This is a genomic window from Streptomyces sp. NPDC002787 (assembly GCF_053592095.1).
Window position 1 is genome coordinate 1 of the sequence record NZ_JBSFVC010000065.1, and the last position, 20,877, is coordinate 20,877.

Genomic DNA, 20,877 nt, shown 5'->3' on the forward strand with positions numbered 1-20,877 from the left:
AATCCACGGCCGCGACTGACGTTTCCCCACGACCAGACCAACGACCACCCAAGTCGAAAGTCACTTGATCAACAACTTCTGTTAGGACCTCTAAGGAGACGCAACCCCCTGGCCACAGGGACAAGGACTCAGCAGGGCTCAGGGGAACTCACGGGATGTCGCACACGTAGACGGTTTGCGCGGCCCTTGTCGAGCGTGGCCCCGTACGTCGGGGTGCCGCCGTCGCCCTCGCCGTGGCTGTTGACCGACACCACGGTGCCCTTGCGCGTGGCGGAGCTGCGGTCGGCGAGTCAGGGACCGCCGCTCGCGCCGCTGATGTCGCCGGGAACGTCTGCTCGCTCTCGGAGGTGCGCTGAGGGGGAGCGGCGCAGGACAGCAGTTCCCCGCCGCGTTGGGGAGTGGGCGCCGGATCGTCCGAAGGCGGTGACCCGCTCACCGGACGGACGGAGGGCCGAAGGCGGTGTTCTGTACTCCCCACAGCGTCGGTGAACCGCTTCCCCCGGGGTCGGGATGGCGACGTTGAGAGTTCCCGCTTCAGCTGTCGGCTTGCGAGGACGCGGTGTCGGCCTGTGACGGTGTGGTCGGCTCCTGGGCGTCGGCAGCGGTGTAGTAGACGGACGAGCCTTGTTTGGTGCGCTGGGCGTTGCTCTTGGCGACGAGTGCTTCGAGGGTGGTGCGCACGACGTTGGTCTGGATACGGCGGTCGGGGTGAGCCTGGGTGAGTGAGGTGGCGACCTCGGCGGCGGAGCGCGGTTCGTTCTGTTCGGTGAGGTGCCGGCGGATGAGTTCGACGAGGGTGGGCTGGGCCGTCTTCTTCGGGTCCGTGGCCTTGGCGGCGGGCTTCTTCACCTTTGCTTTCGTCTGCTTGGTGTCCTGTGGGGGAGTGGCCTTCTTCGTGCGGGTTCGCTTGCCGGTAGCCGGGGTGGCGGCGGATTTCTGCTTCGGAACGGAAGGCGCTGCGCTCTTTTCGGCTGGGGGAGCGGGCTCGGGTGTGACGACGCCGAGTGCCTGCTGCATGTTCACCAGCACGGCGTGATCCTGTTGCAGACCGAGAAGTTGGTCCTGCAAGGCGTCGATCTCCCCGCGGATACGGTCCTGCTCCTTGGCGTTGCGCTCGAGGTCGGCGGCGACCTGGGCGCTGTACTGCGCTTTGAGATCAGTTGTCTCCACTGGTGTCTCGGTCATGGCAGTTCTCCTTCAGGTGAGCGACTGTGCTGTTGGCGAGGGATGTTACTCACCATTGCTGGCTTCAGAGCTCCTGCGCGTGCCGCACACCTAGCCCGAGGATGCCTCAACGGTGTGATGGCGGCCTGCGGAGCGCATGTGCGCCAAGCGGCCTGGTAGCCAGGATTTGCTCAGGCGGCAGGAGGCGGGGGAGGTGGGTGTTGATCGAGGAGAGGCCGCCGAGGTCGAGGTGGTGGCGGCCGCGGGTGACGGCGACGTAGGCGAGGCGGGCGTCGGTGTCGCTGACGCGTTCGGGGGATGGGGCGGCCGTGAGCGTCGTGCTGATCGGTGTCTTTGGGCGGGGGGAAGTCGTCGGCGATTGGCACGGCTGGCCGTTCGCGGCCCTTGGCGGTGTGCGCGGTGGAGACGGTGACGTCGGCGTTTGTCTCGTCGGTGAGCTGGTTGATCGCGGCGAGGATGGCGTCGGGCCTGTGTGTGTCGACGAGATTGACGAAGGGCTGCAGGTCACGGCCGGCCGGGTCGTGTTCTGCATACTCCTGCAGCTCACCCCAGGAGCCGAAGAGAACCAGTTCGGGGTGGGCTGTGGGACGTCTGGTCAGGGGCCGCCGCTGCATCCGCTTCGCCAACGGCGAAGCCCACGCTCCTCACCGATAAGACTTCTTCACGGACAAAAGCCCGAGTTCGGCGCCACACCGCTTACTGGTTACTGAGGTTGAACTCGTGGTGTCGTAGGGGCTGACGGCTGGCCGTCGGCCGCGGTATCACCGGAGGCATGCGGTATCCACAAGGGGGCGGGCTGACCGCCGAACGGCAGCAGTTTCGTGAGGAGTTACGGCTCCAGGCGGCGGAACGGTTCGCTCGGGGTGAGGCGAGCTCGGTGATCGCCAAGGACCTGCGGGTGAGCGTCCGTTCGGTGCAGCGGTGGCGGCGGACGTGGGATGAGGGCGGTCCCCAGGGCGCTGCGATCGCAGGGGCCAGCATCGTTTCCGAGGCTGAGCGACTGCAGGCCCGGCCAGTGCCCCTGCCTCGCCCTCCAGGTGAACCCGCGAACCGGAGACGACGAGCCGAGGGGCACCGAGCCGACTTCGCTCACCGGCCATGTCACCGGCCCACCGCCGACCCGCCACGACGTGGTCCATCGCCGCTGCCAGCCCTCGGACAGGGGTAACCGGTCCCGATCCGTCTCGTCACCTGCATGCTCCACGATCAGCATGTCCAGGCTGCATGAGTCGGACTAAACCACTGGCCTGGTCGCAGAAGCCATGCATCCAGAGCAGCAGCCACGGCGTGTGACGGGGAGTGATCACCGAAAGTATTCGAAATTGCTCACCAGCGACGGTTCAGTGACCTGCGATGCCTACAGATGATTGGTATAGGAGGGTGGCCAATGTCCCGCTCAACTGTAGTTACGGTGACGGATTGCCCGCGGAGCCAGGCAGCAGCGTTGGGCCGACCCCGTAGAGCAGGACATGGGAACCAGGTCACCGCCTGGCGCGCAGCACGCCGTCACTGTCAGGTAGGGCAACGTGGAACAGGGGGTGGCGCTCGTCGACGGCCAGGGGCAGGGAGCAGGCCGCCCTCGCGCCTGCCACCAAAGTGGTGAGCTGTTGGTGGTGGGTCTCGTCGACGGTCACATGGCGGATCGTTCCGTTCGCCGCCTCCCAGACGAAGTCCACGGATTCGTCCTCGGGCAGCGCGGCAAGGACCGCATCGACATCAGGGGTGAGGTCGGGCCAGACGGTCAGGAGCGCGCGTGGGCCGAGCGCGGTGCGGACGGTATCGAGGTTGTTTTCGGTGAGACGGTGCCAGCGGGTGGCGTTGCGGAGGTAGGGTCTCCTCCAGGGGGAGCATCTGCGGTGCGGCCAGTTCTGCGCGTACTCGTTCCCAGAACTCCTCGTCCGCAGCCTGTGTCACCTCTGGATCCTGAAGGTCTGCGGCGTAGGGCGAGGATGTGATCGGTTCCGCGAACAGGCCCAGCTCGCGGGTCCGGGCGACGGCTGCTTCGCACGGCTGGTCGCTGCCGACGTACACATACTGATCCCACCCGACGTGCACGGTGAACGTGTCCTGCTGCTCCAGCTGACACCAGGCGCCCTGGTCACGGAGCATGGCCCGGACCAGCTCCAGCGCGACCGGCCCAGAGACTACGGCGCCGTCGTAGTAGCCGGTGAGGTCGGGCGGGAACAGCCCAGCGAGGCCGTGCCCGTCAACCGGCGCCTCCAGGCCGAAGTTGACGAAGCCGGTGACCGCCGGTTCACGGATCTCCAGCCGGTACATGCCCGACTCCTGCGCGAAGGCGGCGATCGCCTCCAAGTAGGACGCCTCGACCGGCCCGTGGTCGCTCACCGTGTCCTCAGCGCCGTTGTAGTGCCCACGCTCGTCGCGGTCGGCAGGGTTGTACTTGGTTATCCGGTAGGCGAAGGACGGCGGCACGCTGCTCCCTGGACTGAACCACTCGAGTCCAGGCGGGTATTCGGGCGGAACGGGAGCCCCTGGGTTGTGCCTGCTTTGGATCCCGTAGATCGCCGGGACCGCACCTGACAAGATCAACCCGTGGCTCAGCATTCGGTGACCTTGACGAGAATTGAGCTCGCGGACTGGCGAGCCGTCCACTCCTGGGCTTCCCTCGCCCAGGTCTGCCGTTTCCAGACGTGGGGGCCGAACACCGAAGAGGAAACACACGCGTTCGTGGTAGCCGCGGTCGAAGCCTGGTCACACTCGCCTCAGCAGCGGTTCGCTTATGCGGCGCGTGTCGAGGGCGACGTAGTCGGCATGGGTGAGCTCCACTTTCGGAGTCGAGGACAACGTCAAGGTGAGATCACCTATGCCGTGCATCCTCGAGTTTGGGGTCAGGGCGTCGGAACGGCAATCGGGAAGGCACTACTGGCGCGAGGGTTCGAGGACCTCGGGCTCCACCGCGTCTATGCCACCTGTGACCCGCGGAACCTCGGGTCAGCTCGAATACTCAGCAAGCTCGGCATGACGTGGGAAGGGCGCCATCGTCATACCGCGTTGATCCGGGACGGTTGGCGAGACTCCGAAGTGTTCAGCGTCCTGGAAGATGAGTGGCGCGCGCTCACGCCATCCCCGCGCCCACCGCACGGGTGAATTGGTTTCCCTCGTTCACGAGGCGTCCGGCGCGTGGAACCCGATCGCCGTGACCGGCGCGGACCGCGAACGATGATGAGGATCTCTGGAATCGGCCAGGGCTACTCGTCGCCCCACTCGCTTCGCCCCTCAACCGAGTGGGGAGCGAAGACGAGCGCCTTGCAGGTGAAGGCCGGGCCCGCGTGTTCGTGGGGTGTGCGGGCCGCATCGAACCGTCGTGGTGTGCTCAGGCTCCCCGGTCCGGGGCGACGGCGCGGCTTACGCAGTTTCGGAGCAGGGTGCGCCGCTGGTCGTGCACGCTCGCGGGCTCCTGGGCGGAGGCGGCGTAGACGTTGCTTACCGGGGACCAGGCCATGGACATGGCGATGACCATGGCCATCACGTCGAAGGGGTCTCCCTGTCTGATGCGCCCGGCGGCCTGGGCCTCTGCGATGGCGCGGAGTTTGTGGTCGTCGTAGCGGTCGTGGTCCGCCACGAGATGCCCGGCCGGGCGGCGCTCCAGGCGCGCCCAGGTCGCGAGCCGGATCAGATCGGGGCGGCTGAGGTACTCGTCGTAGAGGCGCACCGCCCAGTCGGCGAGGTTCGTGGCGTCGATGGGGACGACATTGGTGATCCGCTCCAGTGAGGCGAAGAAGATCGCATCGAAGAGCTGCTCCTTGTTGCCGAAGTAGCCATAGAGCTGCGCCTTGTTGGTGCGTGCGGTGGTGATGATCCGCTCGATGCGTGCACCGGCGATGCCGTACTGGGCGAATTCCTGGGTGGCGGCGTCGATGATGCGCTGGTACGTCGCGGATCCGCGGCGGCTGGATGGCTGGTCAGGCATACTCCGCACCTTAACAGACAGACTAGTCTGTTTGCTTCTTGGTTCGCATACGCCTACCGTCAAATAGACCGAACAGTCTGTCTTAGGAGTCAGAGATGCGTTCCACGACCGGATGGCAGGCGGACAGCACGACACGGACTCTGCGCCGCACGGCGCTGGAGCGCCGGGACCTGCGCCTGCACGACATCGCGGTACGTGTCGACTATTGCGGTGTCTGCCACACAGACCTCCACGCGCTGCAGGCGCACGAGAGCGACCCGAACGGCGTGCTCGTACCCGGGCATGAGTTCACAGGCGTGGTGACCGAGGTCGGCAGCGCGGTTCCCGACTTCTCCCCGGGCGACCCCGTGGCCGTCGGCAACATCGTCGACTCGTGCGGCATGTGCCGCATGTGCCAGGCCGGCCAGGAGAACTTTTGCCGTGAGTTCCCGACACTGACCTACGGCGGAGCCGACCGGCAGGACGGATCGACCACGCTGGGCGGGTACTCCCGCGAGTATGTCGTGAGAAATCAGTTCGCCTACCATCTCCCTGCGGGCCTCGACGCAGCCGCCGCAGCCCCCCTGCTCTGCGCCGGCGTCACCGTCTGGGAACCGCTGCAGGCGCTCGGAGTGGGCCCAGGCAGTACTGTCGCCGTGGCAGGGCTGGGCGGCCTGGGACACCTCGCGGTCAAGATGGCGACCGGGCTCGGCGCCACGACCTCCGTCATCAGCCGGACCCCGGACAAGGCTGACGAAGCGCGCGGCCTGGGGGCGCAGGGATTCGTCATGTCCACCGACCCGAAGCAGATGGAAGAGGTCCGCGACCAGTTCGATGTGGTCATCGACACCATCTCCGCTCCCCACGACCTGGCTCCGTACCTGCGTGCGGCCGCCATGGACGGCACCCTCAGCCGCCTTGGCCACCTCGGACCGGTCACCGTGGAAACCATGGACCTGCTCATCGGCCGCAAGAAGCTCAGCTCCGCCGGCAGCGGCGGCCGCCCGTCCACCGCGGCCATGCTGCACTTCTGCGCTGAACACGACATCACAGCCGACATCGAACTGCTGCCGTCGTCCCAGGTGAACAGGGCTCTCGAACGCCTGGAGCGCAACGACGTCCGCTACCGCTTCGTGCTCGACATGTCCGACCTGGACTGACCGACGGCGCCGCTTGTCCAACAGCAAGCCCTGCGATAACCACGAGAGCCGGCTGAACGCAGGTGCGGTGCCGCGTGGGTGGGGAGACCCATCGAGCAGGTCTGGGGTTACCCCCGAGCAGGGAGTGGTCGTTTTCAAAGAGCGCCATCAGCGAGGTGCGCTGGCTCTGCGACGACGCCGTCCACGGGATCGGACTCGTCCTGTCCCCCGCCGAGTTCGTCGACGGGCGACTGGCACGGGCGTCCCGGACGGCGAGTGGGAACGTGCCATCGACCGCGTCTTCGACCCCCGGCACCCTCACCAGCACCGCCATCAGCTGCGGGGCCCGCGGACTGGGACGCCGTACGGCGACGGAACCGCCCTCGGAGACCGGCACGGGCAGGATCTGCGGCATCGGGGCGCTTTCGGGCGCGGCCCCGGAGAGCGCCTCAATGGCGTCGGGGCCCGGCCACGGGAGGGGGAGTGCCGGCGCTGTGGCCGGTGGCACCAGTTGTGCGGCCAGTGCCGGCTCTGCTTCAACTGCTGCATTTGCGACGAGGACGTCGGCCCGGATGACGGCGAGCCTGGCGGTTCGGCGACGGCAACCGCAACGGTGGCTCGGGGGACGGCGGTGGCGGTGGCGGTGGTTGCCGCAACCCGTGCAAGTGCCGCTGCGACTGACCGGCGGATGGCCGGCTGAGTCCCCAGGGCGTTACGAGCGGCTGGTGCGGCAGATGGGGGACCGGGACCCCGACCTCCGCCGCACCTGTCGTGTCAACTGCGCCGTCGCCGCATCTCGTGCACATAGCGGCCCAGCAGCGGCCCACCGAACACCACGAAACCGACGCCGATGAGCCAGGATTGGATGATCAGTACGGTGCCGACCGCCCCATAGGTGATCGCGTTGCTCACGATCAGCGGTGAGAACACCTGGTCCGAGAACCAGCGCAGGCCACCCAGACCCGCCATCGTGGCCACCGCGCCCGGGAACAGGGCACCCCACGGCACCCGCTCGCCCAGCAGGAAGTGCTGGCCCCACCAGAAGAACAGGACCCCGAACAGCGAGGCGAGCACGATCCGCACGACCGACTGTGCCAGCCCCTCTTGCAGCACCGCCCCACTCCGCGTTTCGGCGAACAGATAGCCCGTCAGCGCGGCCAGCCACACGACACGGCGCCACGCGTGGTGCCATGGGCCGGCGGGCACCTCCCAGATCCTCTCGTAGCCGTTCTGCACACTCGCCGCGAAACTGACCCCGAACAGCGCCACGAGCAGCCCGCTGAGGACACTGGTCGCGCTCAACACCCTGCGCGGCGTGGCGAACAACTCGCGCACCGCCTCGGCCGGGCGCCCGGACAGACTCATCGCGTCGATCACCCACAGGGCGAATCCCTGTCCCTGGAAGGGGAGCGCCGCCGCGACGACGATCAGTAGAGGAACCAGGGTGACCAGGCCGAACGCGGAGAATCCCATGGCCCGGTGCAGCAGTTCCAGTTCGTTGCCGTGCTGCCAGAGCCATCCGACGGCCGAGTCGTGCCAGCGGGCACGCAGACGACGATGGGGCGGCCGCGGCTCCCGCGCAGCGCCGGAGGCGTCCTTCACGCGTGCCTCACTCCCCGGCGCGCCCGGAGGGGCGGGACGGAGCCATGGCCCAGCGGATGGTCCGCGTCACGGCCTGGCCGGTGGGGCGTACGGCGAGGTCCTCGACGATCGGCACGCGGGGCAGTCACAGCATGCCGCGGGCCCAGGGCGGGGAGCAGTGCGACGGCGTTCACGGCCAGGACGCGGTAGAAGGGCTGTACCGCGAGGGGCAGGGGAGGCTGGAACAGCAGGAAGCGGGCGGCGGCCCTGGCCTGGGGCGTGGCCCGCAGCTCGGGCCGGTAGGCGATCAGGCGCTCGGCCGGCTCGCGGCGGTCACCCGGCGGGTCGGTCACCCCCAGCGCCTCGGCGACGCGCGCGGTGTCGGCAACGTAGGCGTCATAGCCGACGGCGTTTAGGCGGGCTCCGTAGCGTTCATGGGCGCGCAGGAAGCTGTCCGTCGCGGCGGCGTGCACCCAGCCGAGCAGACGCGGATCGGCCGCGTGGTACGGCGCGCCCTCGGCCGTCGTCCCGCGGATCCGCTCGTGGATGCCGCGGACGCGGTCGACCGCCCGCTGGGCGTCCGCAGCGGTGCCGTAGGTGGTCACGGCCAGGAAAGCGCTGGTGCGCTGCAGCCGGCCCCATGGGTCGCCGCGGTAACCGGAGTGCCCGGCACCGCGGCCATGGCGAGCGGGTGCAGGGACTGCAGCAGCAGTGCGCTCAGCCCGCCGATGAACATCGAGGCGTCACCGTGGACCGTGCGGATGGGGCGGTCGGGCCGCGGTCCGGGGGTGTCGTGTATGCGGGCCCGTACCATCGGTCCGTCGGGCCCGGCGACACGGCGGAACAGGGCCTGGCTGAGCTGGTCACGGACTACGGTCAGCACGGTCGGCCTCCCCTCTCCTACAGCCCAGTGTCCGACACACCTACCCCAATCAGGACATAGCGGCACGGATTGTCAGTCGGTGGACGCGTCCGGTTGGCCGCCCGACCGGCCGGGCGGCCCCGCGCGGTCACGAGCGTGTGCTTCAGCCACGCCGTTCGCGCAGTGCGGCGATAGCCGCGACGGAGACGACGATCCCGGTCAGCCGGTCAGGACCTTCTTCACGGCAGCCGCAAGAGGATGCTTGCCGAGTCCATGGCATATCCGCTCGGAGTCACGTGTCCGGTCGTAGAAACTCAGCGGCACACCCAGGGCACGCGTTACCGGGCGGGCGCCGTGGGACGACGGGGTGGGGGTGTGTGGGTGCGCTCCGTCGTACCGCCTCCCATGCCGCGCCGAGCCGGTGAAGCTGAGCGGGGGACAGGGATTCTTGCCGGCGGGGAAGGACGAGATCTTCCTCGTCCCGGATGTCCTGGCGTATCAGAGCGAAGGCCCGCCGCACCTTCTCCGCGCGCTCCTGCGAGTCGGGACTCAGACGTTCGATGTCGGCGACGAGATCGTTGATCTGCTGATGCTCCTCCTCGACCCGGGAGGTCAGCTCCGCCCCGTCCCGGACCGCGTGCCGCACGGTCGGCCACAGCACGGTTTCTTCGGCGAAGGCGTGGCTGAAGACCAGTTGAACGATCTGTTGCAGAACCCGTTCGCGGTCCTCACCGTTTCCCGGCGCCTGATACCGGCCCGTCAGCCGGTCCAACTGCGCGTGATCACGACGCTGCCGCGCCAGAACGCTGCCAGGACCGCCCAACTGCTCGACCGTCTGCTCATCGATGGTCCTACCATGGATCGCTCCCTTCCGGGACGGGCCACGCCTGCTCTCGCCAGCGGGACAGGGGCCGCGCACCTCCCACCGTCCGGGCCGGCCAGGCGGAGGACCGAGGGGCCCAGCAGATCGCGGGACTGCTCTTCAGGCTCAGCGTCGATCGGGACGGCCGGACTCGTCACCGCGTGCCGGGCCCAGTTCAGCGCGCTTCTCGGCGCCCGTCTCAAGGTAGCCGGGGTCGTCGCCGGCGACTCGCCCCACGAAGGTCTCGTTGGGTGTGGTTCCTGTCGTGCTGTGTTGATCCGCCGCCCTGTCCTCCGGTTCACCGCCCGTGTCCTCCGGCCTACCGGAATGGACCTCTGCGGCACCGGCAGGCGTGGATGATCCATGCGATCTGCCCCCCATGTGTTCGCGCACCCTCGACCACAAAGACATGGCTCCTCCCTGAATAGGCACAAATGCCGATGCCGACGACGTACCCCTCCATGCCGTCGGCATTCAGCGTCGCAGCCGGTACAACCGGTACGCCGGTTCCGGTACAGGGGGGCGCCCGGCCGTCCCGAGCGTCGCTCCACGGCCGGGCGTTTCCGCCCCGCGTCTGCGCGGCGGGCCGATCCCTGTGCCGTAGGCGATGAGCACCCGCTGGGAAACGGTGCAGTCAGTGGTGGCCGTGGCCGCTCGTGATCTCCTTGTACTCCTCGACGGTCGCTTTGGGGATCTGGGCGCCCTTGCCGTAGTAGGCATGGCGGAGCTTGGCGCGCAGTTTCTCGAGCCTCTTCACCTTCCGCTCCAGGCCGTGCTCGTCCAGGGCCGGGTCCATCTCGGCCGGATCGTACTGTTCGTGCGCGGTGAGCGTGTAGATCTGCTCCTGGCTGAGCGGTTCGTGCACCTCGATGAACTCACCGTGCGGCAGGCGCTTGATGATGCCCGACTCACGGCCGTGCAGCACCTTGGCCCTGTCGCGGCGCTGGAGGCCGAGGCAGATCCGCTTGGTGACGATGAACGCGATCACGGGGCCGGCGAAGAAAGCGACGCGGACGAACCAGGTCACCGCGTTGATCGACAGCCGGAAACGGAGGGCGATGATGTCGTTGCCACCGCCGATCAACATGATCAGATATGCGGTGACCCAGGCGGCGCCGAGGGCGGTGCGGGTCGGAGCGTTGCGCGGCCGGTCCAGGATGTGATGTTCGCGTTTGTCCCCGGTGATCCAGGCCTCGATGAACGGATAGACCGCCAGCAGGCCGAGGAAGATTCCGAAGACGGCCAGCGGGAGAAAAACGCCCAGGGCGAGCGTGTGCCCCCAGAAATTGATCTCCCAGCCGGGCATGGCACGGACCAAACCTTCGGCGAAGCCCATGTACCAGTCGGGCTGGGCGCCCGTGGTGACCTGGTCCGGACGGTAGGGGCCCAGCAGCCAGATCGGGTTGATGGACGCGATACCGGCCATCAGAGTGGTGAAACCGAAGACCAGGAAGAAGAAGCCTCCCGCCTTGGCCGTGTAGACCGGCAGCAGCGGCATGCCGACGACGTTCGTGTTGGTCTTTCCGGCGCCCGCGAACTGCGTGTGCTTGTGGTAGAAGACCAGGATCAGGTGCGCCGCCACCAAGCCGAGCATGATGCCGGGCAGCAGCAGGATGTGGATCGAGTAGAACCGGGCCACGAAGTCGTCGCCCGGAAACTCGCCGCCGAACAGGAACATCGAGAGGTACGTGCCGACGACCGGGATCGACAGGATCGCGCCCTGGGTAAAGCGGACGCCGGTGCCGGAGAGCAGGTCGTCCGGGAGCGAGTAGCCGGTGAATCCGGTGAACATGCCGAGGACGAACAGCAGGAAGCCGAACAGCCAGTTGACCTCGCGGGGCTTGCGGAACGCACCGGTGAAGAAGATCCGCATCATGTGCACGAACATGCCGGCGAGGAAGACGATCGCCGCCCAGTGGTGGATCTGCCGGATGAGCAGACCACCGCGCACCTCGAAACTGATGTCCATGGTCGACCTGAAGGCCTCGGACACCAGCTGTCCCTGCAGCGGGACGTAACTGCCGTGGTACTCCACCTCGTTCATCGACGGGTGGAAGAACAGCGTCAGGTACACACCGGTGAGAATGATGATGATGAAACTGTAGAGCGCGACCTCGCCCAGCATGAACGACCAGTGGTCCGGGAAGATCTTGCGCATGTTGGCCTTGGCCAGGGCGTAGATCCCCAAGCGGCCGTCGGCCCAGTCGGCAAGCCGCTCGCCGGCCGGTGCCTCTCCGCGAGAGTGGGACCCGGTGTTCTTCGCCGTGCTCATCCGCGCTCCCAGAAGGAAGGACCGACCGGTTCGTCGAAGTCGCCGAGCGCTTCGAGGTAGCCATCGTCATTCACGCCGATGCGCAGCTGGGGCAGCGCGTGACCGGCCGGGCCGAAGATCACCCGGCCGCCGTCGGTGAGGTCGAAGGTGGACTGGTGGCATGGGCAGAGCACGTGGTGCGTCTGCTGCTCGTACAGGGAGACCGGGCAGCCCACGTGGGTGCAGATCTTCGAGAACGCCACGATGCCCTCGTGGGACCACTCCAGCTCGCGCTTGTCCTTGAAGTCGTCTGGCTGGATCCGGATGATCAGCAGGGCCGCCTTGGCGATCTCGTTTTGGAACCCGTGGTCGGTCTCCTCCAGGCCCTCGGGTTTGGCGAAGGTCAGCGAGCCGACCGTGATGCCGGACGCACGCAGCGGCTCGTTCGTGCTCATGTTGACGAGCACCTTGCCCCTGGCCCACAGCGTGTGGCGCAACTTGTTCCCCGGCAGCGGACCGAGGTCGCGCAGCAGGACGACGCCGGAGAGGGGCACCAGTGTGAGCGCGCCGAGCATCGTGTTGCGGATGAGTTTGCGGCGGCCCAGCTGCGACTCCTTGGCGCCCTGCTTGAAGTCGGCGTGGACCTTCGCGCGCACCGTGGTGGGGGCCTCGATCGGGTGACGGTCGTCAGCGAGTTCCACGTCGGACATCAGGGTGCGGGCCCAGTGGATCGCGCCCACGCCGATGGTGAACAGCGCGATGCCGAGGGTCAGGCTCAGCGCGAAGTTCAGCGCGCTGATGTGGCCGAGGGGGAAGACGTAGATGGAGCGCTCGATGGGGATCGCCACGTATGCGGCGATGAAACCGATGGTGGCCAGTGCCGACACGGTGAAGAGCAGGGCGACCGTGCGCTGTGATCTCCTGGCGGCCCGCTCGTCGACGTCCTGGATCCGGCGCTCGTGGGGCGGCAGGCCCGGATCGGCGAACGGGTTCTCCTCGTCCGCGACGTCTGCCGCGCTCTCCGTGGCGTCCCGCTGGGCGGGCAGATCCCCCTCGGGGAAGTCCTTGCCGCTCATGACTTCCTGGCCTTTGCGGTTCGGGCGGCGACCCACACGGCGGCGACGATGAGCCCGCCGAGGCCGAAGATCCAGCCGAACAGCCCCTCAGGGACCGGGCCGAGTCCACCCAACTCCATGCCGCCGGGGCTCACGGTGTCGTCGCCGCTGACGGCGTTCAGGTACGCGATGATGTCCTTCTTGTTCTGTTCGGTCAGCGTGCTGTCGGGGAAGGAAGGCATGTTCTGCGGGCCGGTCAGCATGGCCTCGTAGATGTGCTTGGGGGTGACACCGTCAAGGCTCGGCGCGTACTTCCCGTGGGTCAGCGCACCGCCCCTGCCGATGAAGTTGTGGCACTGCGCGCAGTTGGTACGGAAGAGGTCACCGCCCGCGGCGATGTTCGCCCCCTCGGGGCTGTACTGCTCCTCCGTCGGGATGTCAGGGCCGGGGCCGAGCGAGGCGATGTAGGCCGCCAGTTGGTCGATCTCGGCCTGCGAGTAGATGTTCCGCTTCTCCGGGACCTGCGGGCCCGGCTGCTGCGCGGGCATACGGCCGGTGCCGACCTGGAAGTCGACGGCCGCCGCGCCCACGCCCACCAGGCTCGGCCCGTCAGTGGTGCCCTGACCGCCGGTGCCGTGGCAGCTCGCGCAGCCCACGGCGTAGAGCTCCTTGCCCTCCTCGATGGCGACAGACTGGGCGGTTTGGTGGGCCCGCGCCTTGCTCGTGGGCGCGAACGCGGCATAGAGCGCCCCGGTGCCTGGCAGTGCGAGGAGCAGGACGACGAGCGCCGCTAACGGCTGGCGCCGTCGCATGGAGATCTTTTTCACGGATTGTCCCGGAGTCAGGTTCCTAGTTCCGATACTCCCAAGCTGTGCGGGACGCCGAGCCGTTCGGCCACTCGACCGTTCGGCCACTCGGCCCAGTCGGCCGCTCGGTCGCTTGGCCCGGTGCGAGCCGGGTGCTGTCGGCCGTCGATTCCGCCAGGTCCTCGCGCCGGCGGACTTCCGCGCCGACGAGGCAGGCGCGACCTGGCCGGGATGGCGCAGTGAGCCATCCGGGTTCCCACTCGGCTCCGTCAGCGGTCTGCGGCCGATGAACCCCGCACGTCGAACGGGAGGAGTCATCCGGCGACGGGGATGGGCCCGGCGTGCCGCCTGCCGGGAGGCAGCCACGAGAAACCGCGGTCGCTTCGCGGCCTGGCTCGCATCGCAGCCGGTTCGTCGTGCCCATCAGATCACCCTCCTGCTCATTCACCTGGAGAACAGTGTGCAGAGTATCTGAAAAAGTGTCATATTTCGTGAATCAGTCATACCGGACGCGCGTCGCCGGGCATCGCACTGCGCGGCGAGGCTGTCGCTGAGGCAGGGGGTAGTTGGTGTGTGAGCTGGGGTGTTGGTGGTGGGGCGAGGACTGGAATGGGGTGTGGGGGCGGTGACCTGGGGTTGTGTGCGTTGCAGTGGGAATGGCTGGGGTGTTGTGGGTGGCTTCTGCGTCTACTGAGCTTGAACTCGTGGTGTCGCAGTGAGTTATCCGGGTCTGAGGGCGAGTCCGGTTTCTGCGAGGCAGCCGTCGAGGAGGGCGGGGCGGTACTGGATCTTGCGGAGGCCCTGTCGGACGGTGCGGATGAGGTGGTCTGGGTTGGTGAAGGCGACGTTGGTGGTGTAGCGGCGTCGCAGCAGCGACCAGACGCCTTCGACCGGGTTGAGTTCGGGCGCGTAGGCGGGTAACTGGACCACCCTCAGCCAGTCCTGGCCGTCGACGAAGCTGCGCATGACCGCACACAGGTGGGTGCCGAGGTTGTCCCAGATCAGGATGATGGGTGCGTTGAGCTGCCGGTGGGCGGCGATCAGCAGGTCGCGGTAGTCGGTCCGGGCGAAGCTCCTGCGGTCGCCGCGGCGATGGCTGTGTCGTCTGGGCCGGTAGATCAGGCGGGGACGTTCGCCTGTCTTGTAGCAGGCCAGGGCGGCCACGGAAAGCTGGCGGGAGGTGCGGCCGCGGACCCGGATGACCGGGGTGTGACCGCGCCTGGCCCAGGTGCGGGCGGTCGGCGGCGTCATCGAGAAGCCGGCCTCGTCCTCGAAGACGATCCATGCGTCGAGCGCCGCCGCGGTGCTTCCACCTGCGGCCAGGTCTCCTTCACCCAGCCGGTGATCTGGTCCTGGTCGTGTTCGACGGCGCGTCTGGCCGGGACCTGGCAGGAGTAGCCGTGCCGGATCAGCAGCTTACGCACCCCTTGCAGGGTGTAGCTCTTGTGGAAGCGCCGCCCGATCACGGTCTTGATCCTCGACAGGGTCCACCGCTGGTCCGGCCAGCCATGTGCGACCGGGCCTTTGGCCAACTCCGCCTCCAGCACGGCGAAGTGGGCCTCGCTCAGTCGCGGCGCCGATGCGGAGCCCACCGACCGCAAAGCCCGCGGACCGCCCTTGTCCCACGCCTGCCGCCACCGCTGGACCGACCGGACGCTGACCCGTAACTCCTTCGCGATCACCGAACTCGGCTCGCCCACGGCGAACCGCTCGGCAGCCATCATCCGGATGCCTTCCCGGAACTGCCGGCGCTCGTCCGTCAGCCCGCCACCCTGCGCATACCTCATAACAAACGGCGTACCGCGAGGATCAAGCCCTGTCAGCAGCTACGACAACCCGAGTTCAAGCTCGGTAAAGGGGAGCGTCAGAGTCGGGACGGAGGTTAAAGGACAAGCAAAGAGGGCCGGCGGATAGTCCGGGCGGGCGGCAGCGTACTGCGTGGCGACGGTGACGAAGGACAGGGCGCGGGCTTGGTTCGCGTGAGGCCATGCCCGCGATCTTTGCGGGTGCAGGGAGAAGTTGTCAGCAGTGCACGGTCAGATCCGCGTGCAGCGCGACTGCACCGCGCTCCAGTCCAGCGCCATGTCACGCCCTGAACGGGAGAACAGCCGGACCCCGTCGGAGTCCCGGACCAGTACGGCCCGGTGCCCGTCGAAATTTGGGCTCGTACCGCCAGCCGGGCCCGACCGGCAGTACGGGAGCCGACGCGGCCAGAGCGACCCGAACAGGCAGTTCCATGAACTCACGGTACGCCGGGCAGAGCACGGACCGCCCGCCGCACCGAGGGGCCGCCCCCTGCGGCAGGTCCCCGGTGGCGAGCGGGCCGCTTGACCACGGCGGGATCTGCTCGCGGTCGGGCTGGTTCGCGTCACACGAGAACCAACCGAAGAGCCCTGGGAGCAGTTCCCAGAGCTCCGTGGCGTTACGCGGCGGGCGCTACTGGCCTGCCCCTGCGGCGGCGACTATCACGGTGCCTGCGGCTGCAGCAGTTCTACGCAGCTGTCCTCGCCACTGTCAGCACTGAGGTACGCCGTCGATCCAGTTCGTGACGTTGGAGATGTAGTAGCTGGCCATGTAGCCCGATTGGCCCCTGGCCGTGCGGACGTTCACCCAATAGGGGTTGCCGCCGACGGTCTGTGATCCCTCCGTCTGGCAATACACCCACACGGACTCCGGACTGCTCACACGGTCGACCACGCTGGGGCAGTTGCTGGCTGACGGCCACAGATAGCACTGCTCCGAGGTGATGCTGCGGACGTTCACATTGGCAGCCCACACTCCGTAATAGCCCTCCCCGTGCCCGTCCGCGTGCGCGGTCCCAGCCGTCGACAGACCGACGCCCGCGACGGCCAGGACCATGGCGCCCGCTGCTGCCGTGTTCCTGGCGATCCGGCCCCTGCCGTCCAAGCGGCCTCGTGCGGTCTTGCGTGTGCGCAACATTGGATGTCCTCCTCGAATCTGTCATGCCCCGGGTGTAGGTGACGTGGACCCAGCCTGCTGTCGGCCGCCCCGCTGGCGCCACACGTTGAGAGCGTGCTCTAAATGTGTGGCGCGTCGATTGACGGGCTGTCGAGAAGTGCGAGTCCGGCGGGGGTGATGGTGTGCAGGACGTACTTGCTGCGGCGCACGCTCAGTACAAGGCCGGCCCGACGGAGGACGGCGGTGTGATAGCTCGCGGACGCACCGGAAATTCCGAATCGCTCGGCGAGTTCGCCGGTCGTGCGGCCGGTGACGACCTCCTCCAGGATGGAGGCGCGGGTGTGCCCGATGAGGGCGCCCAGATGCGCGCTGCGTTCCGCATCGCCGCATCTTCGGGCCCAGCCGAGAGTGTGCTGGATCGGGTAGACGAGGACCGGGGTCATGTCAGGGTCTGCGAGTGTGACGGGTCTTCGGGTGCAGAAGAACGACGGCTGCAGAAGTAACCCACGTCCGCCAAGCAGGAGTTCTTGGTCGATGGGGTAGTCGGCTTCCAGTACAGGGGGCTTCCAGCGCAGCACCGGGCCGAAGCTGGCCAGCAGGCCGTCAGTGCCGCCTTGCATGACTGCCCGGGCACGGACCGCGCGATCGGCGTCGACCTGGGCGCGGATGTGCGGCCAGAAGGGGGCGAGGGCCCGCCTGTGGTAGGCGCGCAGGGCGGTGGCCAGTCGGCGCAGGGCTTCGGGGGCGCCGTCGGCCAGGGCACGGGCATCGGCGGGCATCGGGCGTACTCGGTCTGGGGAGGCGTCGAGCCGGGTCAGGTCTCTGCTCAGCCTGGACCGGGGTGTGCTGAGCATGGTGTCAACGGCCTCCGCTACGTCGGCGCTGCCGCGCGTGTCGGGGGTGAGGAAGTCGGGTGAGTAGCCGCGCGGCGGCAGCAGGGCGGCCAGCAGTCGTCCGGTCGCGGGTAATCGCGGCCGGATCAGGCCCCGCCAGTCGTCGAACAACAAGGGTGCCTCTTCCGTGATCAGAACCTGGAAGCTGTTGGTGATCTCCCAGAGAGGATCGGGTCCGGCGGCGAGGCGGACGCGTGCGATGTCGTCGGTAGTGAAGTGCACCCGCAGCAAAGGATCTCCCATGAGGGTCGGTCGTTGGGCTCGTTAAGGCGCCCAGGGCGGGGCAGTGAGGGGTGCGGCCGTGCTGGTCATTGCAGATTGGCCCGCAGGTGAGCCCGCCCCCAGAACGGCTGGTCTCCCACGGACGGATCTAACACCGGCGGGCCTCAAATCGTGAGCCCCGCGCCCTGTCTCTGAGCGCGAGCAGCCCGTCCGTCGCGACTCCCCCTCACCAGAACGCCCAGCCAGGTGCCAACGAGCACGCCTACGGCGCGGTCATGGAGTGGATGTACGCCTACATGGCTGGCATCGCCCCCGCCCCGGCCGGCCCCGGCTTCGGATGCTTTCTCCTCCGGCCCCACCTCGACCCCACGGGGAAGATCACACAGGTCTTGGGCAGCCACGAGTCGCCGTACGGTGAGATCCGCAGCGAGTGGGAGGTCGACGCCAGGGGCCGCACCCTGACGTACGTGGCGGTCGTACCCGCGAACAGCGGGGCCACCCTGCGTCTGCCGACGGCCTCGGCGGACACGGTACGCGAGGGACACACCCCGCTGGCACGGGTGGACGGCGTACGCTTCCTCGGCCACGCCGCCGGATCGGCCGCGTACCACCTCCCCTCGGGCCAATACCGGCTGACTGCGGAGCTGCGTTGACTCCCCTCGCCGACGGGCGGCCTACAGAGCCCCGGAGTCGCGGCGTACGGCACGCGCGTCAGAACCAGGCCGTGCAGGCGATCGAGCCGCCGGGACCGTTGGTACCGCAGGCACGCATCACCAGCCCGTTGTCGTTCCACTGGGTGGTGTAGGCGTCGGTACCGGACGTGATCCTCGCGTAGCCGAGCATGGGGTCCCAGGTGTCTCCGCCGTCGCCGCTGCGGTCGACCCAGATCTCGTCGCCGATCGTGCCGCCGATGATGCGGCCCCAGGCACACGCGGTGGTGCTGTTGTAGCGCAGCTCGACGGTACGACCCCACACGGTCGTCGACTTGGCCGTCCACGCACCCGAGGAGTTCGGTTCGGTGCCGTCACCGCACGAGGTGTTGGAGTCGGCACCGTCCAGGGTGCCGCCGATACGGGAGAACTCCCCGCAGGACGGCACTCCGGACATGATTGCCGGCCCTTGCAGGAACAGGTTGCTGACCCAGCTGCGATAGTCCGGCAGATACGTCCAGACGTTGTTGACCATGCCGTTGTACGTGGCCCGCTCGCCGACCCGCTGGCATAGGCCCCGCACGGCGACCGAGATGCCGTTGCGGATCTGCCAGTTGATCGCGCTGCCGGTGTGGGAGTCGGCGCGCAGGTTCGGCTGCCCCCAGGTCTTCAGCTCCTTGCCGAGCCCGTCGTACTCCCAGACCGGGAACACACCGTCGGCGAGCGGCCGCAGCGCACCCCGGTAGCGGTCCCACTTGTCGCTGCCGACCCGGATCGGGTAGCCGGACTCGGGTGCCTCGACGTACTTGCCGTCGCCGAGGTAGAGCGCCACGTGGGTGAGATTGGCGCCGAAGTAGAGGATGTCACCGGGCAGCAGGGGGGCCTCGCCCTGCTCCTTGGTGAACCGGGTGTGCGCGTAGCCCGGGTTCTGCCAGGTCGACTGGGTCGTCCGCTCGCTGATGAGGTCCTGGCGGGTCGCCTTGTACCAGGCCCAGCGCACCAGGCCGATGCAGTCGAAGCTCCAGTACTTGGTGTCGTGCTGGGCCATCGGGTCCAGGGAGGCTATGCCTTGGCTGGGGCCTGGGAGGCCCTCCGCGTGGCCGCCGCCCCACGCGTAGATCTTGCCGATGTAGCGGCAGGCGGTCTCCACGGCGTCCACGGCGGCGATGCTCGCGCCGGCCTTCAGCGGGGCGCAGGTGTCGGCGGTGGCGGCGGCCGACGCAGCGGTCTTCGCGGGCGTGGTGGTTGCCGGAGCGGCCGTGGCGGTGGTGGTCGGCAGACCCAGACAGGCCACCGAGACGGCGGTGGTCAGCAGCAGCCGCAGCGGGCGGAAGCGGCGGTGCTGTCTTCGGCCGCCGTCACCTGGCGTGCTTCTTCGCATGTCGTTCGTTCCCCGGTTCTCTCAGGTCTCGTTGTGGGCGTACGCTCCCCGCGTCTTGAACCTTCCGGCAGTGCACCGCGAGACGTCCACAGCAGCACGGTTGCCCGCTTCGACGGTCAACGGGAAACCCCTGGGAAACCCCCGGTGACCAGGTTGATCGTCGATCAGGATAGGTTTCGGGCATGTCTGGTCCGTTGGTGGTGATCGACTTTACGGAGCCGCTTTCCCCTGCCGCGCTGCGGGAGTTCCGCGCGTTGATGGTGAGGCTCTCCTCCTGCTTGGAGGAGAAGCGGCCCGGGTTCTTCGACGTCAACGTGCCCGCCGAGCGATTGGGCGTCGAGGACCGGCGAGAGGAGGACTGGCGCAAGCCGTTCCCGCTGCGACTCCTCGGCGACACCGGCGCGGACGAGGAACTCACGGCCCTGGTGGGCTTCAACCCGCAGCGGGAGGACTGGGGTCGGCCTTTTCACCGGCCTGCTGCGGGCGCTGGTGGTGATCGTTCATGGCGCCGCCGGCGGGCCGTTCGGCTGGGCCCGCCCGGTCCGGCACGCGCTGGCGGGCCTGCTGCGCCTGGACATTGAGGCGCCTGTCAGGAATCCCTGGCCCGCGTCTGTCGACCTGGACGAGGTGCGCGTCCTGGACGCGAGGTTCTTCCTGGGGCCGGTCCTCCACCTGGGCCCGGTTTTGGCCCGGGCGGCCCTCGACCTCGCCGCGGCGGACGCTGCGGCCGGTCTGCCGCTGACCGAGCGGATGCGGGCGTGGAAGCGGATCGCCGCCGCGGATGCGGACCTGCACGACCTGGTGCTCGCTGCCCACTTGGCCGCTCATCCGCCGGCTGCGGGCACCGACACCGCGGGAGCGGGCCCGTGGTGGGACCTGGCGGTGGAGGTCACCTTGCGGCTGCTGGCCAGCCCTCCGACGCCGGAAGGCGCCCGGCTGACCGCCCTGGTGCTGGACACCTGCCCGCCTGAGCGGGCCGCCGGCCTGCACCAGCGGGCGCGTGTGGTGTGAGGTCTCAGGACTCACTTGACACTTCTGACTCATCAGATCCTTGACAGGCTCAAGACTTAGAGGTCCTAACAGAAGTTGTTGATCAAGTGACTTTCGACTTGGGTGGTCGTTGGTCTGGTCGTGGGGAAACGTCAGTCGCGGCCGTGGATT

General features: G+C 68.2%; 18 protein-coding genes and 3 pseudogenes. 6 read left to right on the plus strand and 15 right to left on the minus strand.

Annotation, left to right across the window (positions count from 1 at the left end; translation table 11 throughout):
- Window positions 1-534: 534 nt before the first annotated feature.
- Complete coding sequence (locus ACWD26_RS42925; protein ID WP_451279017.1) at window positions 535-1,185, minus strand: hypothetical protein; 651 nt, start codon at window positions 1,183-1,185, stop codon at window positions 535-537.
- 106 nt (window positions 1,186-1,291) lie between these two features.
- A pseudogene (locus ACWD26_RS42930) lies at window positions 1,292-1,775 on the minus strand (DNA helicase); the annotation flags it as partial.
- 182 nt (window positions 1,776-1,957) lie between these two features.
- Here ACWD26_RS42930 and ACWD26_RS42935 point away from each other — a divergent pair.
- A pseudogene (locus tag ACWD26_RS42935) lies at window positions 1,958-2,186 on the plus strand (helix-turn-helix domain-containing protein); the annotation flags it as partial.
- Between the two features lie 480 nt (window positions 2,187-2,666).
- Here the strand turns inward: ACWD26_RS42935 and ACWD26_RS42940 are convergent.
- Window positions 2,667-2,861, minus strand: coding sequence for a hypothetical protein (locus ACWD26_RS42940; RefSeq protein WP_451279019.1), 195 nt, complete (start codon window positions 2,859-2,861; stop codon window positions 2,667-2,669).
- A 40-nt stretch (window positions 2,862-2,901) separates the two neighbouring features.
- Window positions 2,902-3,618: a hypothetical protein gene (locus tag ACWD26_RS42945; protein ID WP_451279021.1), complete on the minus strand. Its 717-nt coding sequence runs from the start codon at window positions 3,616-3,618 to the stop codon at window positions 2,902-2,904.
- A 135-nt stretch (window positions 3,619-3,753) separates the two neighbouring features.
- Here ACWD26_RS42945 and ACWD26_RS42950 point away from each other — a divergent pair, with 135 nt between their 5' ends.
- Window positions 3,754-4,293: a GNAT family N-acetyltransferase gene (locus ACWD26_RS42950; RefSeq protein WP_451279049.1), complete on the plus strand. Its 540-nt coding sequence runs from the start codon at window positions 3,754-3,756 to the stop codon at window positions 4,291-4,293.
- A 226-nt stretch (window positions 4,294-4,519) separates the two neighbouring features.
- On the opposite strand, the gene ACWD26_RS42955 is transcribed toward ACWD26_RS42950, so the two are convergent.
- Window positions 4,520-5,116, minus strand: a complete 597-nt coding sequence (locus tag ACWD26_RS42955) for a TetR family transcriptional regulator (RefSeq protein WP_451279023.1) — start codon at window positions 5,114-5,116, stop codon at window positions 4,520-4,522.
- 95 nt (window positions 5,117-5,211) lie between these two features.
- Here ACWD26_RS42955 and ACWD26_RS42960 point away from each other — a divergent pair, with 95 nt between their 5' ends.
- Window positions 5,212-6,255, plus strand: a complete 1,044-nt coding sequence (locus ACWD26_RS42960; protein ID WP_451279025.1) for an NAD(P)-dependent alcohol dehydrogenase — start codon at window positions 5,212-5,214, stop codon at window positions 6,253-6,255.
- A 753-nt stretch (window positions 6,256-7,008) separates the two neighbouring features.
- On the opposite strand, the gene ACWD26_RS42965 is transcribed toward ACWD26_RS42960, so the two are convergent.
- The 9 genes and pseudogenes from ACWD26_RS42965 to ACWD26_RS43005 all read right to left on the minus strand — a co-directional run bounded on the left by ACWD26_RS42965 (window position 7,009) and on the right by ACWD26_RS43005 (window position 17,706).
- Window positions 7,009-7,836 (minus strand): ribonuclease BN, encoded by an 828-nt coding sequence (locus ACWD26_RS42965; RefSeq protein ID WP_451279027.1) that lies wholly within the window; start codon window positions 7,834-7,836, stop codon window positions 7,009-7,011.
- A 7-nt stretch (window positions 7,837-7,843) separates the two neighbouring features.
- Window positions 7,844-8,698 (minus strand): annotated as a pseudogene (locus ACWD26_RS42970) (oxygenase MpaB family protein).
- Between the two features lie 271 nt (window positions 8,699-8,969).
- Entirely contained in the window at window positions 8,970-9,449 is a 480-nt protein-coding gene (locus ACWD26_RS42975; RefSeq protein ID WP_451279029.1) for a hemerythrin domain-containing protein, read from the minus strand.
- Window positions 9,450-10,173: 724 nt separating this feature from the next.
- Window positions 10,174-11,811 carry a cytochrome bc1 complex cytochrome b subunit gene (qcrB, locus tag ACWD26_RS42980; protein WP_451279031.1) on the minus strand — a complete coding sequence of 546 codons (1,638 nt, stop codon included), beginning with the start codon at window positions 11,809-11,811 and terminating at the stop codon, window positions 10,174-10,176.
- Entirely contained in the window at window positions 11,808-12,866 is a 1,059-nt protein-coding gene (gene qcrA / locus ACWD26_RS42985; RefSeq protein ID WP_451279033.1) for a cytochrome bc1 complex Rieske iron-sulfur subunit, read from the minus strand. The genes qcrB and qcrA overlap by 4 nt, the downstream gene beginning before the upstream one ends.
- Window positions 12,863-13,672 (minus strand): cytochrome bc1 complex diheme cytochrome c subunit, encoded by an 810-nt coding sequence (gene qcrC, locus ACWD26_RS42990; RefSeq protein ID WP_451279035.1) that lies wholly within the window; start codon window positions 13,670-13,672, stop codon window positions 12,863-12,865. The genes qcrA and qcrC overlap by 4 nt, the downstream gene beginning before the upstream one ends.
- Window positions 13,673-14,371: 699 nt before the next feature.
- Window positions 14,372-15,438 (minus strand): IS630 family transposase gene (locus tag ACWD26_RS42995; RefSeq protein WP_451279037.1). Its coding sequence is split into 2 segments (ribosomal slippage): window positions 14,372-14,992 and window positions 14,995-15,438, totalling 1,065 coding nucleotides; the frame shifts between segments, so codons are not numbered across the junction.
- A 727-nt stretch (window positions 15,439-16,165) separates the two neighbouring features.
- A complete protein-coding gene (locus ACWD26_RS43000; RefSeq protein ID WP_451279039.1) occupies window positions 16,166-16,591 on the minus strand; it encodes a hypothetical protein in 426 nt (141 codons plus the stop codon).
- Window positions 16,592-16,689: 98 nt separating this feature from the next.
- A complete protein-coding gene (locus ACWD26_RS43005) occupies window positions 16,690-17,706 on the minus strand; it encodes a helix-turn-helix domain-containing protein (RefSeq protein WP_451279041.1) in 1,017 nt (338 codons plus the stop codon).
- Between the two features lie 254 nt (window positions 17,707-17,960).
- Between ACWD26_RS43005 and ACWD26_RS43010 the strand changes: the two genes are divergently transcribed.
- A complete protein-coding gene (locus ACWD26_RS43010; protein WP_451279043.1) occupies window positions 17,961-18,338 on the plus strand; it encodes an alpha-L-rhamnosidase C-terminal domain-containing protein in 378 nt (125 codons plus the stop codon).
- Between the two features lie 58 nt (window positions 18,339-18,396).
- Here the strand turns inward: ACWD26_RS43010 and ACWD26_RS43015 are convergent, their stop codons facing one another.
- Entirely contained in the window at window positions 18,397-19,716 is a 1,320-nt protein-coding gene (locus ACWD26_RS43015; protein ID WP_451279045.1) for an NlpC/P60 family protein, read from the minus strand.
- Window positions 19,717-19,898: 182 nt separating this feature from the next.
- On the opposite strand from ACWD26_RS43015, the gene ACWD26_RS43020 reads away from it, so the two are divergent.
- Entirely contained in the window at window positions 19,899-20,297 is a 399-nt protein-coding gene (locus ACWD26_RS43020; RefSeq protein WP_451279047.1) for a DUF6368 family protein, read from the plus strand.
- Window positions 20,206-20,727, plus strand: a complete 522-nt coding sequence (locus ACWD26_RS43025; RefSeq protein WP_451279051.1) for a hypothetical protein — start codon at window positions 20,206-20,208, stop codon at window positions 20,725-20,727. Before ACWD26_RS43020 ends, ACWD26_RS43025 begins: the two co-directional genes overlap by 92 nt.
- The last annotated feature ends 150 nt before the right edge of the window (window positions 20,728-20,877 follow it).